18 protein-coding genes are annotated in these 21,038 nt (G+C 62.0%); 16 read left to right on the forward strand and 2 right to left on the reverse strand.

From position 1 onward, the window contains the following. Nucleotides 1-85 precede the first annotated feature (85 nt). The 3 genes from ACKLNA_RS10855 to ACKLNA_RS10865 are packed head-to-tail and all read left to right on the forward strand — an operon-like array spanning nt 86 to nt 2,542. Nucleotides 86-1,105, forward strand: coding sequence for an aminoglycoside phosphotransferase family protein (locus ACKLNA_RS10855; RefSeq protein ID WP_114885884.1), 1,020 nt, complete (start codon nt 86-88; stop codon nt 1,103-1,105). Further along, on the forward strand, nt 1,102-1,773 hold the full coding sequence (murU, locus tag ACKLNA_RS10860) for an N-acetylmuramate alpha-1-phosphate uridylyltransferase MurU (RefSeq protein WP_248740047.1): 672 nt from the start codon (nt 1,102-1,104) through the stop codon (nt 1,771-1,773). The genes ACKLNA_RS10855 and murU overlap by 4 nt, the downstream gene beginning before the upstream one ends. A gap of 1 nt (nt 1,774) precedes the next feature. Next, a complete protein-coding gene (locus tag ACKLNA_RS10865) occupies nt 1,775-2,542 on the forward strand; it encodes a TerB family tellurite resistance protein (RefSeq protein ID WP_408985847.1) in 768 nt (255 codons plus the stop codon). Nucleotides 2,543-2,590: 48 nt separating this feature from the next. Here ACKLNA_RS10865 and ACKLNA_RS10870 read toward each other — a convergent pair whose 3' ends face one another. Continuing rightward, a complete protein-coding gene (locus ACKLNA_RS10870) occupies nt 2,591-3,580 on the reverse strand; it encodes an alpha/beta hydrolase family protein (RefSeq protein WP_408985848.1) in 990 nt (329 codons plus the stop codon). A gap of 73 nt (nt 3,581-3,653) precedes the next feature. Here ACKLNA_RS10870 and ACKLNA_RS10875 point away from each other — a divergent pair, with 73 nt between their 5' ends. From ACKLNA_RS10875 to trpE, 10 genes are all read left to right on the forward strand, one after another. After that, nucleotides 3,654-6,053: a PAS domain S-box protein gene (locus ACKLNA_RS10875; RefSeq protein WP_408985849.1), complete on the forward strand. Its 2,400-nt coding sequence runs from the start codon at nt 3,654-3,656 to the stop codon at nt 6,051-6,053. Then, the gene (locus ACKLNA_RS10880; RefSeq protein ID WP_085709227.1) at nt 6,054-6,683 is read left to right on the forward strand and encodes a response regulator transcription factor; all 630 of its coding nucleotides are present in this window, start codon (nt 6,054-6,056) and stop codon (nt 6,681-6,683) included. Nucleotides 6,684-6,901: 218 nt separating this feature from the next. Further along, nucleotides 6,902-8,029, forward strand: a complete 1,128-nt coding sequence (locus tag ACKLNA_RS10885) for an ABC transporter ATP-binding protein (protein WP_108563389.1) — start codon at nt 6,902-6,904, stop codon at nt 8,027-8,029. A 223-nt stretch (nt 8,030-8,252) separates the two neighbouring features. Further along, a complete protein-coding gene (locus ACKLNA_RS10890; RefSeq protein ID WP_408985850.1) occupies nt 8,253-9,296 on the forward strand; it encodes an ABC transporter substrate-binding protein in 1,044 nt (347 codons plus the stop codon). A 67-nt stretch (nt 9,297-9,363) separates the two neighbouring features. Continuing rightward, entirely contained in the window at nt 9,364-10,611 is a 1,248-nt protein-coding gene (locus tag ACKLNA_RS10895) for an ABC transporter permease (RefSeq protein ID WP_408985851.1), read from the forward strand. Nucleotides 10,612-10,623: 12 nt separating this feature from the next. Then, entirely contained in the window at nt 10,624-11,448 is an 825-nt protein-coding gene (locus tag ACKLNA_RS10900) for an ABC transporter permease (RefSeq protein WP_408985852.1), read from the forward strand. Between the two features lie 332 nt (nt 11,449-11,780). Next, a complete protein-coding gene (locus ACKLNA_RS10905; RefSeq protein WP_408985853.1) occupies nt 11,781-12,929 on the forward strand; it encodes an iron-containing alcohol dehydrogenase in 1,149 nt (382 codons plus the stop codon). Between the two features lie 114 nt (nt 12,930-13,043). Continuing rightward, nucleotides 13,044-13,718, forward strand: a complete 675-nt coding sequence (gene rpe, locus ACKLNA_RS10910; RefSeq protein ID WP_003228808.1) for a ribulose-phosphate 3-epimerase — start codon at nt 13,044-13,046, stop codon at nt 13,716-13,718. Beyond that, on the forward strand, nt 13,715-14,533 hold the full coding sequence (locus ACKLNA_RS10915) for a phosphoglycolate phosphatase (RefSeq protein ID WP_408985854.1): 819 nt from the start codon (nt 13,715-13,717) through the stop codon (nt 14,531-14,533). The genes rpe and ACKLNA_RS10915 overlap by 4 nt, the downstream gene beginning before the upstream one ends. 71 nt (nt 14,534-14,604) lie before the next feature. Further along, the gene (trpE, locus tag ACKLNA_RS10920) at nt 14,605-16,083 is read left to right on the forward strand and encodes an anthranilate synthase component I (RefSeq protein ID WP_408985855.1); all 1,479 of its coding nucleotides are present in this window, start codon (nt 14,605-14,607) and stop codon (nt 16,081-16,083) included. 69 nt (nt 16,084-16,152) lie between these two features. On the opposite strand, the gene estP is transcribed toward trpE, so the two are convergent. Further along, nucleotides 16,153-18,063 (reverse strand): esterase EstP, encoded by a 1,911-nt coding sequence (estP, locus tag ACKLNA_RS10925; RefSeq protein WP_408985856.1) that lies wholly within the window; start codon nt 18,061-18,063, stop codon nt 16,153-16,155. Between the two features lie 403 nt (nt 18,064-18,466). On the opposite strand from estP, the gene ACKLNA_RS10930 reads away from it, so the two are divergent. The 3 genes from ACKLNA_RS10930 to trpC are packed head-to-tail and all read left to right on the forward strand — an operon-like array spanning nt 18,467 to nt 20,952. Further along, nucleotides 18,467-19,060, forward strand: a complete 594-nt coding sequence (locus ACKLNA_RS10930) for an aminodeoxychorismate/anthranilate synthase component II (RefSeq protein ID WP_025113531.1) — start codon at nt 18,467-18,469, stop codon at nt 19,058-19,060. A 9-nt stretch (nt 19,061-19,069) separates the two neighbouring features. After that, on the forward strand, nt 19,070-20,119 hold the full coding sequence (trpD, locus tag ACKLNA_RS10935; RefSeq protein ID WP_408985857.1) for an anthranilate phosphoribosyltransferase: 1,050 nt from the start codon (nt 19,070-19,072) through the stop codon (nt 20,117-20,119). Next, entirely contained in the window at nt 20,116-20,952 is an 837-nt protein-coding gene (gene trpC, locus ACKLNA_RS10940) for an indole-3-glycerol phosphate synthase TrpC (RefSeq protein WP_119427656.1), read from the forward strand. The genes trpD and trpC overlap by 4 nt, the downstream gene beginning before the upstream one ends. Nucleotides 20,953-21,038 lie beyond the last annotated feature (86 nt).

The following is a 21,038-nucleotide window of genomic DNA, read 5'->3' on the forward strand; positions in this document are numbered from 1 at the left end:
CCGCACGCCTCTCGATGGTCTGAAAAAGATGCTGGATAATAAAGCATGACCCGCTTGACGGCTAGCGCCGTCGGAGACCCTTGCAATGCCTGACCAAGATGTACGCTTGCAACACCTGAAAGTTTGGCTCGATGAACAGTTGGCGACCCTTTTTGCCGAACAGGGCTGGGGTGCCGTACCCCCGGCCACGTTGACCGCGGCCAGCAGCGACGCGAGTTTCCGCCGTTATTTCCGTTGGGAAGGCGCCGGTCGCAGTTTCGTCGTGATGGACGCGCCGCCGCCCCAGGAAAACTGCAAACCGTTTGTGGATATCGCCTTTTTGCTGGCGAAATCCGGTATCAACGTGCCGAAAATTTATGCAGAAGACCTCGAACGCGGATTTCTTTTGCTCAATGACCTGGGCAACAAGACCTATCTCGACGTGATCAATGGCGAAAATGCCGACGCATTGTTCAGCGATGCCTTGCAGGCGCTATTGGCATTTCAGCAGTTGCCGATGGTGGCACCGCTGCCGAGCTACGATGTCGCCCTGTTGCGCCGTGAGCTGGAACTGTTCCCCGAGTGGTACGTGAAGCGCGAGCTGGGCATCGAATTCGACGCGACTCAGCAGCAACAATGGCAGCAGGTCAGCGATCTGCTGATCGACAGCGCACTGGCCCAGCCTAAAGTGCTGGTGCACCGCGACTACATGCCGCGCAACCTGATGCTCAGTGAGCCGAACCCCGGCGTGCTGGACTTCCAGGATGCAGTCTATGGCCCGGTGACCTACGACGTGACCTGCCTGTTCAAGGACGCCTTCCTCAGCTGGCCTGAAGAACGTGTGCGCGGCTGGCTCGAAAGCTACTGGCAGCAGGCGACGGCGCTGAATATTCCGGTACAGCCGGATTTCGAAGACTTCCTGCGCGCCAGCGACCTGATGGGCGTGCAGCGTCACTTGAAGGTCATCGGGATCTTCGCCCGCATCTGTCACCGCGATGGCAAGCCTCGATACCTGGCCGACGTGCCGCGTTTCTTCGCTTATATAGAAGCGGTGATCGCACGCCGTCCGGAGTTGGCGCAACTGCAGGCGCTGCTGGTCAGCCTGCGTGCCGGAGTGACGGCATGAAGGCAATGATTCTGGCGGCCGGCAAAGGCGAGCGCATGCGCCCGCTGACCCTGACCACCCCCAAACCGCTGGTGCGTGCCGCTGGCGTACCGTTGATCGAGTATCACCTGCGCGCCCTCGCGGCGGCGGGTTTCAGCGAGATCGTGATCAACCATGCCTGGCTCGGCCAGCAGATCGAAGATTACCTGGGCGACGGCTCGCAATTCGGCCTGAGCATCCGTTACTCGCCCGAAGGCGAGCCGCTGGAAACCGGTGGCGGCATCTTCCGCGCCTTGCCGCTGCTCGGTGACGAAGCGTTCCTGGTGGTCAACGGTGATATCTGGACCGATTACGATTTCAGCGTGCTGCACCAGCCGATCTCCGGACTGGCGCATCTGGTGCTGGCGGACAACCCGGCCCATCACCCGAGCGGTGACTTCAGTCTGATCGGTGATCAGGTACAGGACGGCCAACCGGATGCGCCGACCCTGACCTACAGCGGCATCGCCGTGCTGCATCCGCAACTGTTCGACGGCTGCACGGACGGCGCCTTCAAACTGGCACCGTTGCTGCGCAAAGCCATGGCGGACGGGCAGGTCAGCGGTGAGCGACTGAAAGGTCAGTGGGTCGATGTCGGTACGCACGAGCGTCTGGCCGAGGCCGAAACCTTGATAGAAGCGAGTCGCTGATATGTTGTGGCCAGGGACTCTGATTGGAGCCGGAGCGGGTTTTGCTATCGCCAGCATTCCGGGGGCCATGCTTGGGGCTTTGTTGGGGCAGGCGCTGGATCGGCGCCTGCATTTGCAGAGCTGGGGACATTTGCGGGAAAAACTCGGCGGCCAGCCGATGCTGCGCAACGACGAGTTGTTGTTCGTCCTGCTCGGGCGTCTGGCCAAGAGCGACGGGCGGGTCACCGACGGGCATATCCAGCAGGCGCGTCAGGAGATGCGCGCGCTGGACATGAGCGAGCCGGCGCAGCGTCGGGCCATTGCCGCGTTCAATCGCGGCAAGACCGGCGGGGATCGCCTGCGCGGTTATCTGCGGCGTCTGAGTGCTCAACCCCATGCTGCCGAAGGCGTGTTGCGCGCCTGCTGGCGGATGGTCTGGGCCGACGGTCGGGCCGGCAGCAGCGAGCGCGAACTGCTGGCGCAGTGGGGCAAGTGGCTGGGCTGGACGACTCACCAGATTCAGGCGCTGGCGGCGGATTACGAACCGCACAAGCGCCCGATCGTCAGCGCGGCGGTGAGCTATCAGGATGCGATGCGCCTGCTCGGCGTGTCAGCGACCAGCGAACCGGCACAGATCAAGCGCGCCTATCGTCGCCTGCTCAGCCGCCATCATCCGGACAAGGTGGCCGGTAGTGGAGCGACGGCGGCTCAGGTGCTCGAAGCGACTGAAAAGACCCGTGAATTGCACAATGCCTACACATTGATTCGCGAGCGGCGGGATTTCCGCTAGATGAAAAAAGATCGCAGCCCAGGCTGCGATCTTTTTTTGTGTGGTCGGTCAGTCCGGGTTTTGCGGGTTCAACCAGCCGCGCACCCGGCGGAACAATTGCTCCTGCTCGGCCTTGTTGTCGGGCAGCGCCTGGAGCGCGACCTGGCTGAACGACGACGTCTTCAAACGCTTGCTGGCCTGCAGACGCTCCAGTGCGGTGTTGCGATCCAGCGGCTTGTCCATATAGAAGATATCGGCGGTCGGCAGCTTCAGCAGTGGCGTCAGCTCTGCGAGTTCAGGCTTGGCCTTGGGCGGCACTTGCGCGGCGACCATCAGCAGCTTTTCCACTTGCGCGGTCTGCTTTTCGTTGAGGAACCGTGCGGCCCAATAGGCGCCAGTGCCGTGACCCAGCACCACGATGCTGTGCGCGCCTTGCTGTTCGGCGTAGGCAATCGCCGCGTCGATCCGGGCGAAGATTCGCTCGGCGTCGGCCTTGGCCTGTTCTTCGGTAGTTTCGGCAACGACCTTGTCAGCCACGTCCGCTTCACCACCGGCGGCTTGCTCGATCGGTTGGGCGGTGGTCGAATCCTTGCTGCCGGCATCGGCGGTTTTCGGCGTTGCGGGTGCTTCGGCCACGCGTGGTGCGATGGCATCGCTTTGCAGGTCGGGCAGGGTGATACTCAGGCTGTTCCACTCGACGTCCGGCAACTTGCGCCGCAGCGGGCCGATCGCCTGGGGCCAGTCAGCGGTTTCGCCGGCACCGGGGATGAGGATCACCACACCTTTGGGGTCGGCGGTGTTGGCCGGTTTCCACAGGGCGAGGAAGGTGTCGCTGCCGGCCTGCAACTGTTGTTGTTCCTGGGCCGGGACTTTGCGTTCGAGTGCCGAGGCTTCTTCCTGACTACGCTCAAGCAGTGGCTGGCGTTCGACCGGTTTTTCTTCGGCGGTTTTTTCCGCGGCAGGGGTGGGTGCCGGATCGGCGGCTTCGACGGAAAAGGCACAAGGCAGGATCAGCGACAGGCACAATGCTGGCATTGCCAGGCGAGAGACAGGGGGCATCGGTTATTCCAGGCCAGAAAGTATCCCGGCAGCCTAATGGGTTGGTCAGAATTTGTCAGTGTATGGGATTTCAATGATGCGTTTTTGCTGCCTGTGGGTTATCGGCTGTCTGGCGTTTCCCTTGATGGGCTGGGCCGCGGCTGCGCCACCGAGCCATGTTGCGCAGTTGTCGGCGGGCCAGCAACAGTGGCTGACCCAACACAATGAATTGCGCGTCGGCCTGATTCTTCAGGCGCCGTACGCGCAATACGACCGGCGCTTGCAGCGGCTGTCCGGGGCCAATGTCGAGTTGATGAAGTGGATGGCCAAGGCCCTCGACATCGAACTCAGCTGGCGCAACTTCCCCGATCTGGAACAACTCGAAGCCGCCGCACGGGACGGCGAGATCGATATCGCCCCGGGCCTGACCCAGACGCCCGGCTCGCTGCGTCTCTGGCAGTTTTCCGATCCGTACATGCGCGTGCCGCAACTGGTGGTCAGCGACCAGAAAGTCAGCAGTTCGGTCGAGCTGGAAAAGCTCGACAGCCAGGCCCGGGTGGCCGTGCGCATGCCCAGCGTCACCGCTGATTACCTGCGCGGCAACTATCCCCATTTGAATCTGCAAGGCGTGCCGCTGGAGCGTCAGGCCTTGCAGTTGCTGTTGAGTCAGCAGGCGTCTTACGCCGTGGTGGATGAAGCGCAACTGGGGCGGCTGTCGACAGAACCGGAGTTTGCCGGACTGGTGGTGGTTGGCGACATCGGTCTGCCGCAACTGTTGCGAGTCGCCACCCGTCGCGACTGGCCGGAACTGGCCGGGATCGTCGAAAGCGCCTTGCGGGCGATCCCGGCGAAAGATCTGGAACGCCTGCACACGCAATGGCTGCAACCCAAATACCCAAGGCTCTCGGAATCGCCGGGGTTCTGGCAGAACCTGAGCCTGTTGTTCGCCGTGTTGCTGCTCAGTTGTGCGGCAATTGTTTTCTGGCAGCGGCGTCAGCAACGCAGTCTCGAACAACGCCTGCTCGCCGCCCGGGAAGACATCGCCCTGCGCGCCGCCAGCGAAGAAGCCTTGCGCCTGACCCAGTTTTCCATTGACCAGAGCACCGTCGGCATTCTCTGGGTCAACTGGGACAGTCACGTGCGTTACGCCAACCGCGCGGCGGAACACATGCTTGGTTATCCACAGGGCGCACTGATCGAGCGACCGTTGATCGACTTCGAACCCGGCCTGCACATGGATCGCTGGCTCAATTTGTGGAAGCGCGCCCGGGCCAGCGAGGAAGGGCCGCTCAGTTTCGAGACGAACTGCGTGCGGGCCGATGGCAGTGTTTTGCCAGCGGATGTGTCGCTGAGTTTTCTGCGCTTTCGCGACAGTGAGTATCTGGTGGTCTATCTCACCGACGTGACCGAACGCCGACGCGCCCTGGCCGCGTTGCAGGAAAGCGAAGCGCGCCTGCAAGGCATCGCGGCCAACGTGCCGGGGCTGGTGTTCCGCCTGGAGCGGGCGCCGGTGACCGGGCAGATCGACTTTGCCTACATCAGTGAGGGCAGCGAGAGTCTGGTGGGCTACGCACCGGCCGCCATCGCCCATCGCGACATGGGTTTGCGCAGCCTGGTGCATCCGGACGACAAGGCCGGTTATCACCAGACTCAGGACCATGCGCTGGACACCGACAGCGACTGGTCGTGGCAGGGGCGGATCCTGACGCGCCAGGGCGAGCAGCGCTGGGCCGAGATCAAGGCCATCACGCGGCAACTGGAGGACGGCGCCTATGTCTGGGACGGCATCGTCTGGGATATCACCGAAAGCAAGCGCATCGAACTGGAGCTGGCGGCATCGCGGGAGCAGTTGCGCGAACTTTCCGCGCACCTCGAAAGCGTGCGGGAAGAGGAGAAGGCGCGCATCGCCCGCGAGGTTCACGACGAACTGGGGCAGATGTTGACGGTGCTGAAACTGGAGACATCGATGTGCGAACTGGCCTATGCGCAACTCGACCCGGGTCTGAACGAGCGCCTGAACAGCATGAAACGCCTGATCGCCCAGTTGTTCCAGTTGGTGCGCGACGTAGCGACGGCATTGCGCCCGCCGATTCTCGATGCCGGGATTGCCTCGGCGATCGAATGGCAGGCCCGGCGTTTCGAGGCGCGCACGCAGATTCCGTGTCTGGTGCAGGTGCCGGACAATCTGCCACCGCTCAGCGACGCCAAGGCCATCGGCCTGTTCCGCATCCTCCAGGAGGCGCTGACCAACGTCATGCGCCACGCCCGGACGCATACTGTGGAACTGACGCTGGCGCTGGAGGGCACCGATTTGTGTCTGACCGTCAGCGATGATGGCGTAGGATTTGTCGCCGCTGCGGGCAGGCCGACATCCTTTGGACTGGTGGGCATGCGCGAGCGGGTGTTGATCATGGGCGGGCAGTTGTCACTCGACAGCGCGCCGGGCGAGGGCACCACACTGAGCGTGCGGGTGCCTCTGGATGAGGAGAAGTAAGTGATCCGTGTACTGGTAGCCGAAGACCACACCATCGTTCGCGAAGGCATCAAGCAATTGATCGGCCTGGCCAAGGATCTGCAAGTGGTGGGGGAGGCGAGCAATGGCGAGCAGTTGCTCGAAACCCTGCGCAATGTGCCGTGCGAGGTGGTGCTGCTGGATATTTCCATGCCCGGGGTCAACGGGCTGGAAGCGATTCCGCGCATCCGCGCGCTGAACAATCCGCCGGCGATTCTGGTGCTGTCGATGCACGACGAAGCGCAGATGGCCGCCCGGGCGCTGAAGGTCGGCGCTGCCGGGTATGCGACCAAGGACAGCGATCCGGCATTGCTGCTGACAGCAATCCGCAAGGTCGCGGCGGGCGGGCGCTACATTGATCCGGAACTGGCCGACCGCATGGTCTTCGAAGTCGGCCTGACCGATACGCGGCCGCTGCACTCGTTGTTGTCCGAACGCGAGTTCTCGGTGTTCGAACGCCTGGCCCAGGGCGCCAACGTCAACGACATCGCCCAGCAACTGGCCCTGAGCAGCAAGACCATCAGCACCCACAAGGCGCGGCTGATGCAGAAACTCAACATCACCTCACTTGCCGAGCTGGTGAAGTACGCGATGGAACACAAGCTCCTCTAACGCCCATATCCAATAGCGACAGGCACTTTTGCCGGTTCCTGTGGCTGGAGCTTCAGGGCCGCCACCTGACGTGTCCAAACGCGCCATCCTTGTAGGGCAATCCCTACCCCCGGCCTTCCATCCGGCTGAGGCGATTCTCTCCTGCGCCCCGATTTGCGTGACTGCAAGCAGCCACTAGGCTTAATCCCACAGCAGTCATCAATAACAAAGGTGTGGGTATGAGCCAGGTCGAATCAAACGCAGGGGCCAGCGATGTGCTGGTCAGCTTTCGTGGGGTGCAGAAGAGCTACGACGGCGAGAACCTGATCGTCAAAGACCTCAACCTGGACATTCGCAAGGGCGAGTTCCTGACCCTGCTCGGGCCGTCCGGCTCCGGCAAGACCACCAGCCTGATGATGCTCGCCGGTTTCGAAACACCGACTGCCGGCGAAATCCTCCTGGCCGGGCGCGCGATCAACAACGTGCCGCCGCACAAGCGTGACATCGGCATGGTGTTCCAGAACTACGCACTGTTCCCGCACATGACTGTCGCCGAGAACCTGGCGTTTCCGCTGACCGTGCGTGGCCTGAACAAGAGCGACGTCAGCGACAAGGTCAAGAAAGTCCTGAGCATGGTCCAGCTCGATGCCTTCGCATCGCGTTATCCGGCGCAACTGTCCGGCGGTCAGCAGCAGCGTGTGGCACTGGCCCGCGCGCTGGTGTTCGAGCCGCAACTGGTGCTGATGGACGAACCCCTCGGCGCCCTCGACAAGCAACTGCGCGAACACATGCAGATGGAGATCAAACACCTGCACCAGCGCCTCGGCGTGACCGTGGTCTACGTGACCCACGACCAGGGCGAAGCCCTGACCATGTCCGACCGTGTTGCCGTGTTCCATCAGGGCGAGATCCAGCAGATCGCACCGCCGCGCACCCTCTACGAAGAACCGAAAAACACCTTTGTCGCCAACTTCATCGGCGAGAACAACCGCCTCAACGGTCGTCTGCTCAGCCAGAACGGCGAGCGCTGTGTGGTCGAGCTGGGTCGCGGGGAAAAGGTCGAGGCGCTGGCGGTCAACATCGGCCAGACCGGCGAACCGGTCACCCTGTCGATCCGGCCGGAGCGCGTCAGCCTCAACGGTTCGAGCGACCAATGCGTCAACCGCTTCTCCGGGCGGGTGGCCGAATTCATCTATCTGGGCGACCACGTCCGGGTGCGCCTGGAAGTCTGCGGCAAGACCGACTTCTTCGTGAAACAACCGATTGCCGAGCTCGATCCAGCGCTCGCGGTCGGCGACGTGGTTCCGCTTGGCTGGCAGGTCGAGCACGTTCGCGCACTCGACCCACTAGGGGACGCCCTCACTTAGTTTCCACACCGCGCCGGGTCTGCTGTTGTGCAGGGCAAGGCGCGAGAAGCGTGGTTTGGTCATTCCAAATAAGCTTCGAGCAACGCAGCCCTGCACAACAGCAGGCCCGGCCCTTCGGGTTGTGCCTTAAAGCGGTGAGGAAACTAAGTGAGGGCGTCCCCATGAGGCGCATTGATCGCCCCGGCAATACCAACACCAACCCTGCACGTGGAGAGAACAATAAATGTTGAGATCCCTGAAGTTCACAGCCCTGACCCTGGGCCTGATGGGTGCGGCAAGCGCAATGGCCGCCGGCCCGGATCTGACCGTGGTGTCGTTTGGCGGGGCGAACAAGGCGGCGCAAGTCAAAGCCTTCTACGCACCGTGGGAAGCGGCGGGCAACGGCAAGATCGTCGCGGGTGAGTACAACGGTGAGATGGCCAAGGTCAAAGCCATGGTCGATACCAAGAGCGTGTCCTGGGATCTGGTGGAGGTTGAATCGCCGGAACTGTCCCGAGGCTGCGACGAAGACATGTTCGAGCAACTCGATCCTGCGCTGTTCGGCAAGACCGAAGACTACGTCAAAGGCGCGATCCAGCCGTGCGGCGTGGGCTTCTTCGTGTGGTCGACCGTACTGGCCTACAACGCCGACAAGCTGAAAACCGCACCGACCAGCTGGGCGGATTTCTGGGACACCAAGAAATTCCCGGGCAAGCGTGGCCTGCGCAAAGGCGCCAAGTACACCCTCGAATTCGCACTGATGGCCGACGGCGTTGCGCCGAAAGACGTCTACAAGGAACTGGCCAGCAAGAACGGCCAGGACCGCGCGTTCAAGAAACTGGATGAGCTGAAGCCGAACATCCAGTGGTGGGAAGCCGGCGCCCAACCGCCGCAATACCTCGCCTCCGGTGACGTGGTCATGAGCTCGGCCTACAACGGTCGTATCGCTGCGGTGCAGAAAGAATCCAACCTGAAAGTGGTGTGGAACGGCGGCATCTACGACTTCGACGCATGGGCCATCCCGAAAGGCCTGGACAAGACACGTGCCGAAGCGGCGAAGAAATTCATCGCGTTCTCGGTGCAGCCGCAGCAGCAGAAGACCTACTCGGAAAACATCGCCTACGGTCCGGCCAACTCCCAGGCCGTGCCTTTGCTGGACAAGGCGATCCTGAAAGACATGCCGACCACCCCGGAAAACATCGCCAACCAGGTGCAGATCGATGTCAGCTTCTGGGCTGACAACGGTGAGCAACTGGAGCAGCGTTTCAACGCCTGGGCTGCGAAGTAAGGCGTGATGCATACGCGGCGTCACCCCAAGGGTGACGCCGTCATTCAAAAGATTTGCGGAGTACGTCATGGCCATCGCCGTTCCCCTGAACGAGGGCAACAGCCCCACCTTGAAGCAGAAGCTCAAGCGCGCCGAGCGGGTCAACCGCTGGAAGGCCCAGGCGCTGATCGCGCCACTGGTGCTGTTTCTGTTGCTGGTGTTCCTGGTGCCGATCGTGGCGCTGCTCTACAAAAGCGTCGGCAACCCGGAAGTGGTGGGCGGCATGCCACGCACCGTGGCGGCCATTGCCAGTTGGGACGGTCGCGGACTGCCTGCTGAACCGGTCTACAAGGCCGCCGGCGAAGACCTCGCCGAAGCGCGCAAAAACCAGACCCTGGGCGATCTGTCCAAACGCCTGAACATGGAGTTGGCCGGCTATCGCAGCCTGCTGACCAAAACTGCCCGCTCGCTGCCCTTCGCCAGCGAACCGGCCTCTTATAAAGAAGCGCTGGAAGGCCTCGACGAACGCTGGGGCGATCCGGCCTATTGGCAGGCGGTGAAGCGCAACACCAGCAGCATCACGCCGTTCTATCTGTTGGCGGCAGTGGATCATCGCATCGACGACCTCGGCGAACTGGCCCCGGCCACCCCGGATCAGGCGATCTACCTCGACATCTTCGCCCGGACCTTCTGGATGGGCCTGATCATCACCGTGATCTGCCTGGTGCTGGCCTATCCGCTGGCATACCTGCTGGCCAATCTGCCTTCGCGTCAAAGCAACCTGTTGATGATTCTGGTGCTGCTGCCGTTCTGGACTTCGATCCTGGTGCGGGTCGCGGCGTGGATCGTGTTGCTGCAATCCGGCGGCTTGATCAACAGCGCGCTGATGGCTATGGGCATCATCGATAAGCCGCTGGAGCTGGTGTTCAACCGCACCGGGGTCTACATCTCGATGGTGCACATCCTGCTGCCGTTCATGATCCTGCCGATCTACAGCGTGATGAAAGGCATCTCGCCGACCTACATGCGTGCCGCGATTTCCCTCGGTTGCCATCCGTTCGCCAGTTTCTGGCGGGTGTACTTCCCGCAGACTTACGCCGGTGTCGGCGCCGGTTGCCTGTTGGTGTTCATCCTCGCCATCGGCTACTACATCACCCCGGCGCTGCTGGGCAGCCCGAACGATCAGATGGTCAGCTACTTCGTCGCGTTCTACACCAACACCAGCATCAACTGGGGCATGGCCACTGCGCTGGGCGGTTTGTTGCTGCTGGCGACCGTGGTGCTTTATCTGATCTACAGCTGGCTGGTGGGCGCCAGTCGCCTGCGCCTGAGCTAAGGGGAATTTGAAATGCTGAGTCCTTATATGTCGCCCGTCGAGCGGGTGTGGTTCTACAGCTTGCGGATCCTCTGCGGCTTGATCCTGCTGTTCCTGATCCTGCCGGTGCTGGTGATCGTGCCGCTGTCGTTCAATTCGGGCAGTTTCCTGGTGTACCCGCTGCAAGGTTTCTCGTTGCACTGGTATCAGGACTTCTTCGCCTCGGCGGAATGGATGCGCTCGCTGCAGAACAGCATCATCGTCGCCCCGGCGGCGACCGTGCTCGCGATGGTCTTCGGTACGTTGGCGGCCATCGGCCTGACCCGTGGCGAATTTCCCGGCAAGGCGCTGGTGATGGCGCTGGTGATTTCGCCGATGGTGGTGCCGGTGGTGATCATTGGTGTGGCCAGTTATCTGTTCTTCGCGCCGCTGGGGCTGGGCAACAGTTTCTTCTCGCTGATCGTGGTGCACGCGGTGTTGGGTGTGCCGTTCGTGATCATCACGGTGTCGGCGACCTTGCAGGGCTTCAACCATAACCTGGTGCGGGCGGCGGCCAGTCTTGGCGCCTCACCGCTGGTGACGTTCCGCCGGGTGACCTTGCCGCTGATTGCGCCGGGGGTGATTTCCGGTGCGCTGTTTGCCTTTGCGACATCGTTCGATGAAGTGGTGGTGACGTTGTTCCTTGCCGGGCCCGAGCAGGCGACGTTGCCTCGGCAGATGTTCAGCGGGATTCGGGAGAACCTGAGTCCGACGATTGCTGCGGCTGCGACGTTGTTGATTGCCTTCTCGGTGATCTTGTTGCTGACGCTGGAGTGGTTGCGTGGGCGTAGCGAAAAACTGCGCACCGCTCAGGTTTAGCATTCGGCTTGAGATCTTTACCCCCTCACCCCAACCCTCTCCCCCAAGGGGGCGAGGGGGAAAGGGAGCCGATTTTTTGTGTTTTCAGAATATGCGGTGGACTTAATAAAAGGAGCAGGTCTCTGTGCTTTTCAAAGCCTGAGTTCGATTCGGTAATTCAGGTCGGTGTATAGCGAAAATTCACCGCGGTCAGTCCCCTCTCCCTCCGGGAGAGGGTTAGGGTGAGGGCGCCTTTGATCTTGCCTCCGTCATTCACAACCTGAATACCAGACAACCCCAATTCCCCAGCTACGCTTGTGCTCAGCTCCCACATCTATAAGAGGCTGCGCACGATGAGTCTTTCCTCGTTCAAGATCGCTCACAAACTGATCACCGGCGCCGGGGCCATCGAGCAACTGGCGGCCGAGCTCACACGGCTGGACATCGACAACCCGCTGATTGTCACCGATGCCGCGCTGGTCAAGTCCGGCACGGTGGAGCTGGCGCTGGCGCAGATCGGCGAGCGCGAGTACGAAATCTTCGACCGGGTGCTGCCGGATCCGGAAATCGCCATCGTCGAGGATTGCATGCGCGTCTACCGAGAGGGCGGGCATGACGGGCTGATCGGCCTCGGTGGCGGCAGTGCCATCGACATCGCCAAGAGTGTCGCCGCGTATGCCGGTTATCACGGTGCGCTGGAAGATCTGTTCGGCGTCGACCAGGTGCCGCGCAAAGGCCCACCGCTGATCGCCATCCCGACCACGGCCGGCACCGGTTCCGAGGTGACCAACGTGGCGATTCTCTCGGACAAGGTCGCCCAGTTGAAGAAAGGCATCGTCAGCGATTACCTGTTGCCGGACGTGGCGCTGGTCAGTCCGCAAATGACCCTGACCTGTCCGCGCAGTGTCACCGCCGCCAGTGGTGTCGATGCGCTGGTGCATGCCATCGAGTCCTATCTGTCGCTGAATGCCTCGCCGATCACTGATTCGCTGGCCATCGGCGCAATCAAGCTGATCGCCCGGTCATTGCCCAAGGCCTACGCCAATCCATCCAACCTGCAGGCCCGGGAAGACATGGCCACCGCCAGCCTGATGGCCGGCATGGCGTTCGGCAATGCCGGGGTCGGCGCGGTGCATGCGCTGGCGTATCCGCTGGGCGGGCGCTTCAATATTGCCCACGGCGTCAGCAATGCGCTGTTGCTGCCGTATGTCATGACCTGGAACAAGATGGCCTGCGTCGAGCGAATGCAGGATATTGCCGAAGCCATGGGGGTGAAGACCGCTCATCTGAGTCTCAATGAAGCGGCCGACAGCGCCGTAACGGCGATGACCGAACTGTGCGCAGCGGTGGAAATCCCGCTGGGCCTGCGCAGTTTCGGCGTACCCGAAGACGCGATCCCGGCCATGGCCGTAGAGGCCGCGGGGATCGAGCGCCTGATGCGCAACAACCCGCGCAAGCTCAGCGCTGGCGACATCGAGAAGATCTACCGGGCGGCGTACTGAGAACCCGCCGGTCATCCGTCATGGCACAACCCAATCATCGCGGTCACGGTGCGCGCGCGGAAACTTGAGGTATACAATGCGCGCCATCGTGATTTAGCTCAGAAAAGGTGCGTCATGCAGCCCTTCGTTATTGCTCCGTCGATTCTCTCCGCCGACTTCGCCCGCCTGGGCGAGGAAGTGGACAACGTTCTGGCCGCCGGTGCCGACTTCGTCCACTTCGATGTCATGGACAACCACTACGTGCCGAACCTGACCATCGGCCCGATGGTCTGCGCCGCGCTGCGCAAGTACGGCATCACCGCGCCGATCGACGCCCACCTGATGGTCAGCCCGGTGGATCGCATCGTCGGCGACTTCATCGAGGCCGGCGCCACCTACATCACCTTCCACCCGGAAGCCACGCTGCACGTCGATCGTTCGCTGCAACTGATCCGTGAAGGCGGCTGCAAATCCGGCCTGGTGTTCAACCCGGCGACCCCGCTGGACGTGCTCAAGTACGTGATCGACAAGGTCGACATGGTCTTGCTGATGAGCGTCAACCCGGGCTTCGGCGGGCAGAAATTCATCCCCGGCACCCTCGACAAGCTGCGCGAAGCGCGCGCGATCATCGATGCCTCGGGCCGTGACATCCGCCTGGAAATCGACGGCGGCGTCAACGTCAACAACATCCGTGAAATCGCCGCTGCCGGTGCCGACACCTTCGTGGCCGGCTCGGCGATCTTCAATGCGCCGAACTATCAGGAAGTCATCGACAAGATGCGTTCCGAACTGGCGCTGGCCCGCCCATGAGCGGTTTTGAGCAGCTGTTCCCGGGGCAACTGCCGCGGTTGGTGATGTTCGATCTGGATGGCACGCTGATCGACTCGGTACCCGACCTGGCGGCGGCGGTGGATAACATGCTGCTCTCCCTCGGGCGCAAGCCTGCCGGTATCGAGTCGGTGCGCGAGTGGGTCGGCAACGGCGCGCCGGTGCTGGTGCGCCGCGCCTTGGCCGGCGGCATCGACCATTCCGCCGTGGATGACGTCGAAGCCGAGCATGCGCTGGAGGTGTTCATGGAAGCCTATGGCGCCAGCCATGAGCTGACCGTGGTCTATCCCGGCGTGCGCGACACCCTGAAATGGCTGCACAAGCAGGGCGCGGCCATGGCGCTGATCACCAACAAGCCGGAGCGCTTCGTCGCGCCGCTGCTGGATCAGATGAAGATCGGCCGCTACTTCAAGTGGATCATCGGCGGCGATACGCTGCCACAGAAGAAGCCCGATCCGGCGGCGCTGTTCTTCGTCATGAAGATGTCTGGCATTCCGGCCTCGCAATCGCTGTTCGTCGGTGATTCGCGCAGCGACGTGCTGGCGGCGAAAGCGGCGGGGGTCAAATGTGTCGCGCTGAGCTATGGCTACAACCATGGCCGGCCGATTGCCGAGGAATCCCCGGCGCTGGTGATCGACGATCTGCGCAAGCTAATTCCCGGTTGCCTGGATACGGCCGCTGAGATAACGTTGCCCGACGCATCTCAATCCCCTTCTGGAAACGCCATCGTGGTGGTCACCCGCAAACTCTGGATGAAAGTCATCAAGGCCCTGGCCCGCTGGCGTTGGCGCGCCTGACTTGTTCCTGGCCGGCCTGCCGGCGCGTTTGCACACCTGACTGATTTGCACCTCACACCACGAGGCACCCTATGATCCGCGAAGAATTCCTGCGTCTGGCCGCTGACGGCTACAACCGCATCCCGCTGGCCTGCGAAACCCTGGCCGACTTCGACACCCCGCTGTCGATCTACCTGAAACTGGCCGACCAGCCCAACTCCTACCTGCTCGAATCGGTGCAGGGCGGCGAGAAGTGGGGCCGTTACTCGATTATCGGCCTGCCGTGCCGCACCGTGCTGCGGGTCCATGACCATCACGTCAGCATCACCGTCGATGGCGTCGAGACCGAAAGCCACGACGTCGAAGACCCGCTGGCCTTCGTCGAAACCTTCAAGGCTCGCTACAACGTGCCGACCATCGCCGGTCTGCCGCGCTTCAACGGCGGCCTGGTGGGTTACTTCGGCTACGACTGCGTGCGTTATGTAGAGAAGCGCCTCGGCAAGTGCCCGAACCCGGATCCGCTGGGCGTGCCGGACATTCTGCTGATGGTCTCCGATGCGGTGGTGGTCTTCGACAACCTCGCCGGCAAGATGCACGCGATCGTGCTGGCCGACCCGTCGCAGGCTGATGCCTACGAGCAGGGCCAGGCGCAATTGCAGGAACTGCTGGAAAAGCTGCGTCAGCCGATCACCCCGCGCCGGGGTCTGGATTTCAGCAAGCAACAGGCGGCCGAGCCGGTGTTCCGCTCCAGTTTCACCCAGGATGACTACGAAAAAGCCGTCGACACCATCAAGGAATACATTCTCGCCGGTGACTGCATGCAGGTTGTGCCGTCCCAGCGCATGTCGATCGACTTCAAGGCTGCGCCGATCGATCTGTACCGTGCGCTGCGTTGCTTCAACCCGACGCCGTACATGTACTTCTTCAACTTCGGTGATTTCCACGTCGTCGGCAGCTCGCCGGAAGTGCTGGTGCGGGTCGAAGACAACCTGATCACCGTACGCCCGATTGCCGGCACCCGTCCTCGCGGGGCTACCGAAGAGGCCGACGTGGCGCTGGAAGAAGACCTGCTGTCCGACGACAAGGAGATCGCCGAGCATCTGATGCTGATCGATCTCGGTCGCAACGACACCGGTCGCGTTTCGGAAATCGGTTCGGTGAAACTCACCGAGAAAATGGTCATCGAGCGTTATTCCAACGTGATGCACATCGTGTCCAACGTGACCGGCCAGCTGAAATCCGGCCTGACCGCCATGGACGCGCTGCGGGCGATTCTGCCGGCGGGCACCCTGTCCGGGGCGCCGAAGATCCGTGCGATGGAAATCATCGACGAACTGGAACCGGTCAAGCGTGGAGTGTATGGCGGTGCGGTCGGGTACTTCGCCTGGAACGGCAACATGGACACCGCGATTGCGATCCGCACTGCCGTCATCAAGAACGGCGAGCTGCATGTGCAGGCCGGTGGCGGCATCGTTGCCGACTCGGTACCGGCGCTGGAATGGGAAGAAACCATCAACAAGCGTCGGGCGATGTTCCGGGCTGTTGCTCTCGCGGAGCAAACCCCGGACTGAGTGACGGGGGATTCAGCCACAAAAAAACGCGGCGCCTGTGAGGGCGCCGCGTTTTTTATTGCCGACTGATCAGAAGTCGAGACTTACGCCAACATTGACGCCTTGCTGGGTAAAGTCGTCATCCTTGCGAATGTTGTAGCTGGCGCGAAGGGCCACTTCCTTGGTGAGGTTGTGGCTGACGCCCAGGTTCAGGCGGTTGAGGTTGGTCTGCGGTGTGTAGCCTTCCAGGGTGTAGCGATTGTTCGGCAGGCTGTTGAGGTTCATCGTCAGATCCTGGGCGTCGTCGTTGTATTCGCGCTCGTGGGCGAATTCGCCGAAGACCTGGGTCTGTGCGGTGATCTGGTATTTGCCCTGGATGCCGAGACCGAGGCGGCGGGAGTTGCGCGACTGGTCATCGAAGGTCAGCGCAGTGGCGTCCGCGCCTTTTTCCGAGTAACCGTCGACTTCGACCTTGCCGAAATCGGCGCTGACGAAGGGCGACAGATGCCACGGGCTGCTGGCCTCTGGCGCGATGTCGTAGCCGACGCGGCCGCCGATGGCCAGTACATAGCCGTCGGTATCGCCTTTCTCGCCGCGTTCGTTGACCCCGAGTTGGAACTTGCGCTTCAGGCTGTCGTAGTCCAGATGTCCGGCGGTAACGGCCAGGTCACCCCACCAGCGGTTTTGCTGGTACTGGGCGAACGCGGTGCCCATGTAGGAATTGAGCTTGTACTCGGAGTCGTTGTCGCCGGCTTCGATTTTCTGATGATAGAAACCTGCCGCCACACCCACGCGCCAGGCGTCGTCGAGGCGGTAGCTGCCACCGATGTTCAGGTTGTAACCGTTGCCGTCGGCACTTGCCCCGGCGTGCTGGTCGTCGAAGTCCTGATGCTGGCCTCCAGCGGAGACAATCGCCCGCCATTGGCCAACGCCTTGCCAGTTTTCCCAGTCGGCCAGCCATTGATTGCGCAATTCATCCTGATGCGCGCGCAACGTGCCCTGGGCCATTTCCGGCAGCAGGGTCAGCTCCCACGGCGCAGCCAGCAACGAGTAGGCGTAGTCGGCGATCAAACGTTGCCCGGCTTCGGTCGGGTGCACCGAATCGTTGTAAATCAGCTTGGTCGGATCCGGTGTCGCGCTGTTGATCCCGTACCGGGCGTTCTCGGTGCAGCCGTCGCCGCTGAAGCAGGTGGCGACCAGATTCTGATCGGTGGCCAGGCCGAACTGGGCCGGATTGGCAAACGCTTCCTTGAGCAGCACCGGGATGTTCAACGGAATGACGTTGGCGTTGACCGTCTGCAGCTGGCTCACCAGTTCGGTGTTGAACTGGGCGCTGAGTTGCGACGTGAAGCTTTGCAGTGGAGAACCGTTTATGGCCGGGGTCAGGCCGATGTCCGGCAGCAGCCAGACCATGATGTAGCGGGCGCCCGCGCCTTGCAGGGTGCGCACACTGTCGACCAGTCGGTCGGCGGCGGCATTGGCCTGAGGCAGACTGGTGACGCGGCCCTGCAGGAAGTCGTTGCCGCCTCCGGTCAGGTAATACAGCGCATTCGGGTCGGCGCGGAAGCCGTTCGACGGCAGGTAGCCGGCACGGGTGCGTTCACCGCTGGCGGATGTAGTGGTGATCGAGTCGAGAATCTGGTCGGTGCGATAGCCGCCGACCGCCCAGTTATTGCCATCCGGCAAACCCTGGCCGGCGCGTACCGCCGAATCCGCGGAGGCGGTCTGATTCGGCGTGAAGCCCAGGCGGCCGCCAATCAGTTGGGTGGCGTTGAGCGAGTAGAACTCTCCGCTGCCGTCCTGATAGTTGGGGCCGGTGCGGTTGGTAAACCGTTTGACCGAGCCGGCCGGACCGTCCGGATCGGAAAACGTCCCCGCGTCGCTGAGACTGTCACCGAAGACAACGAAATTCGAATAAGGATTGGGTGCGGCGTTCGCCTGGGCGCAGGCCATCGCGAGCAGGCATCCGGCGAGCGGTACAAACAACGTCTGTTTGATCATGAGCAAGTCCGTTTATTTATTGTTGTATGGAACGAAACGACAGTACCAAAAACTTCCGGCGTTTTGCCATCGGTCGTCAACCCTCCCATAGTTTTCCCCCCGTCAGGCCCGGCCATATTGCACGCTCTGCCCAGCTAAGTTACTGTGCGGGAACGTATGAACGAGACCTTCCCCGTGTTGATCACCAGCAAACTTCTGGATCAAGTCATCAAGGCACACGCCCGCTGGCGTTGGCGCGCCTGAATCTTTTCTGCCGGCCCCGCCGGATCTGTATCGCTCTGCCTTCCTTGCCCGTTTGAAATGCCGCCTTGCCGTCGCCACTTGCGCGTCCGACTTTGTGCAGCGTCCTGGCAAGTCATCCGAAGGCTGTTTCCAAGTCAGAATTCAAGAGGTTCGAAACGCCATGTTGCTGATGATCGACAACTACGACTCCTTTACTTACAACGTTGTGCAATACCTCGGCGAGCTGGGTGCCGAGGTCAAGGTCGTGCGCAACGACGAGCTGACCATCGCCGAAATCGAAGCGCTCAACCCTGAACGCATCGTGGTCTCCCCCGGTCCGTGCACACCGACCGAAGCCGGCATCTCCATCGAAGCCATCAAGCACTTCGCCGGCAAGCTGCCGATCCTCGGCGTCTGCCTCGGCCACCAGTCCATCGGCCAGGCCTTTGGCGGTGACGTGGTACGTGCCCGCCAAGTGATGCACGGTAAGACTAGCCCGGTATTCCACGAGGACAAGGGCGTTTTTGCCGGTCTGAATCATCCGTTGACGGTTACTCGCTATCACTCGCTGATCGTCAAGCACGATACTTTGCCCGACTGCCTGGAACTGACCGCGTGGACGCAACATGACGACGGCTCGGTCGACGAAATCATGGGCCTGCGTCACAAGACCCTGAACATCGAGGGCGTACAGTTCCACCCGGAATCGATCCTCACCGAGCAGGGCCATGAACTGTTCGCCAACTTCCTCAAACAAACCGGCGGCACGCGCTAAGGACTCTCCATGAATATCAAGACAGCCCTGAGCCGTATCGTCGATCACCTCGACCTCAGCACCGAAGAAATGCGCGATGTGATGCGCGAAATCATGACCGGCCAATGCACCGACGCGCAGATCGGCGCGTTCATGATGGCCATGCGCATGAAGAGCGAGAGCATCGACGAAATCGTCGGCGCGGTGTCGGTGATGCGCGAGCTGGCGGACCAGGTCGAACTCAAGACCCTCGACGGCGTGGTCGATGTGGTCGGCACCGGTGGTGACGGCGCGAATATTTTCAACGTTTCCACGGCTTCGGCCTTTGTCGTTGCTGCTGCCGGCTGCACTGTGGCCAAGCACGGCAACCGCGCGGTGTCGGGTAAGAGCGGCAGTGCCGATCTGCTCGAAGCGGCCGGGATCTACCTCAACCTGACCCCGGTTCAGGTGGCACGTTGCATCGACAACGTCGGCATCGGTTTCATGTTTGCCCAGACCCATCACAAAGCCATGAAGTACGCTGCCGGCCCTCGCCGCGACCTGGGCCTGCGCACCCTGTTCAACATGCTCGGCCCGCTTACGAATCCGGCCGGCGTCAAACATCAGGTAGTCGGCGTATTCACCCAGGCCCTGTGCCGGCCATTGGCCGAAGTCTTGCAGCGTCTGGGCAGCAAACATGTACTGGTGGTGCATTCGAAGGACGGTCTGGACGAGTTCAGTCTCGCCGCGCCAACCTATGTGGCCGAGCTGAGGAACAACGAGATCACCGAGTATTGGGTCGAGCCGGAAGATCTGGGCATGAAGAGCCAGAGCCTGCACGGTCTGTCGGTCGAGGGCCCGGACGCTTCGCTGGCGCTGATTCGCGATGCACTGGGCAAGCGCAAGACCGAAAACGGCCAGAAGGCTGCGGAAATGATCGTGCTCAATGCCGGTGCGGCGCTGTACGCCGCTGACCTGGCAACCAGTCTTAAAGAAGGCGTGGCACTGGCCCACGACGCTCTGCACACCGGTCTCGCTCGTGAGAAGCTCGAGGAGTTGGGTGCCTTTACCGCGGTATTCAAAGTGGAGAATGAGGGATGAGTGTACCGACGGTTCTGGAAAACATTCTGGCCCGCAAGGTTCAGGAGGTCGCCGAGCGTAGCGCCCGTGTGAGCCTGAGCGAGCTGGAAAGTCTGGCCAAGGCGGCCGATGCACCCCGTGGTTTTGCCCAGGCATTGCTGGCGCAGGCCAAGAAGAAACAACCGGCCGTGATCGCCGAAATCAAGAAGGCATCGCCGAGCAAAGGCGTGATCCGCGAGAACTTCGTTCCCGCCGACATCGCCAAAAGCTACGAGAAGGGCGGGGCGACCTGCCTGTCGGTGCTGACCGATATCGATTACTTCCAGGGCGCCGATGCTTACCTGCAACAGGCCCGCGCCGCGTGCTCGCTGCCGGTGATCCGCAAGGACTTCATGATCGATCCGTACCAGATCGTCGAAGCCCGCGCCCTGGGCGCCGATTGTGTGCTGCTGATCGTCTCCGCACTGGATGACGTGAAAATGGCCGAGCTGGCTTCGGTTGCCAAAGGCGTCGGCCTCGATGTGCTGGTGGAAGTCCACGACGGCGATGAACTCGAGCGCGCATTGAAGACCCTCGACACGCCGCTGGTCGGGGTCAACAACCGCAACCTGCACACCTTCGACGTGAGCCTGGAAACCACTCTCGACCTGCTGCCGCGCATTCCGCGCGATCGTCTGGTGATCACCGAGAGCGGGATCCTCAACCGTGCCGATGTCGAACTGATGGAAATCAGCGACGTTTACGCGTTCCTGGTCGGCGAAGCATTCATGCGCGCCGAAAGCCCGGGCATTGAACTGCAACGTCTGTTCTTCCCTGAGCGCGGCGTTCCGGTGAGCGGTTCGACCCTCGACTGATCGACTCTTCGCAGGCGCCCGTATCCCTGTGGGAGCGGGCTGGCCCGCGAAGGCAGCATAAGATTCACCTCAGGCTCTACGTCCTA

The organism is Pseudomonas sp. UV AK001, assembly GCF_046097675.1.
GTDB classification, from domain to species: domain Bacteria; phylum Pseudomonadota; class Gammaproteobacteria; order Pseudomonadales; family Pseudomonadaceae; genus Aquipseudomonas; species Aquipseudomonas kribbensis.

Bases quoted from the DNA above. Each gene is read 5' to 3' on its own strand.
- trpC (WP_119427656.1), top strand. From the start codon at position 20,116: ATGAGTGTACCGACGGTTCTGGAAAACATTCTGGCCCGCAAGGTTCAG.
- ACKLNA_RS10855 (WP_114885884.1), top strand. From the start codon at position 86: ATGCCTGACCAAGATGTACGCTTGCAACACCTGAAAGTTTGGCTCGAT.
- ACKLNA_RS10865 (WP_408985847.1), top strand. From the start codon at position 1,775: ATGTTGTGGCCAGGGACTCTGATTGGAGCCGGAGCGGGTTTTGCTATC.
- trpD (WP_408985857.1), top strand. From the start codon at position 19,070: ATGAATATCAAGACAGCCCTGAGCCGTATCGTCGATCACCTCGACCTC.
- ACKLNA_RS10895 (WP_408985851.1), top strand. From the start codon at position 9,364: ATGGCCATCGCCGTTCCCCTGAACGAGGGCAACAGCCCCACCTTGAAG.
- murU (WP_248740047.1), top strand. From the start codon at position 1,102: ATGAAGGCAATGATTCTGGCGGCCGGCAAAGGCGAGCGCATGCGCCCG.
- rpe (WP_003228808.1), top strand. From the start codon at position 13,044: ATGCAGCCCTTCGTTATTGCTCCGTCGATTCTCTCCGCCGACTTCGCC.
- estP (WP_408985856.1), bottom strand. From the start codon at position 18,063: ATGATCAAACAGACGTTGTTTGTACCGCTCGCCGGATGCCTGCTCGCG.
- ACKLNA_RS10915 (WP_408985854.1), top strand. From the start codon at position 13,715: ATGAGCGGTTTTGAGCAGCTGTTCCCGGGGCAACTGCCGCGGTTGGTG.
- ACKLNA_RS10885 (WP_108563389.1), top strand. From the start codon at position 6,902: ATGAGCCAGGTCGAATCAAACGCAGGGGCCAGCGATGTGCTGGTCAGC.
- trpE (WP_408985855.1), top strand. From the start codon at position 14,605: ATGATCCGCGAAGAATTCCTGCGTCTGGCCGCTGACGGCTACAACCGC.
- ACKLNA_RS10870 (WP_408985848.1), bottom strand. From the start codon at position 3,580: ATGCCCCCTGTCTCTCGCCTGGCAATGCCAGCATTGTGCCTGTCGCTG.
- ACKLNA_RS10890 (WP_408985850.1), top strand. From the start codon at position 8,253: ATGTTGAGATCCCTGAAGTTCACAGCCCTGACCCTGGGCCTGATGGGT.
- ACKLNA_RS10900 (WP_408985852.1), top strand. From the start codon at position 10,624: ATGCTGAGTCCTTATATGTCGCCCGTCGAGCGGGTGTGGTTCTACAGC.
- ACKLNA_RS10930 (WP_025113531.1), top strand. From the start codon at position 18,467: ATGTTGCTGATGATCGACAACTACGACTCCTTTACTTACAACGTTGTG.
- ACKLNA_RS10875 (WP_408985849.1), top strand. From the start codon at position 3,654: ATGATGCGTTTTTGCTGCCTGTGGGTTATCGGCTGTCTGGCGTTTCCC.
- ACKLNA_RS10905 (WP_408985853.1), top strand. From the start codon at position 11,781: ATGAGTCTTTCCTCGTTCAAGATCGCTCACAAACTGATCACCGGCGCC.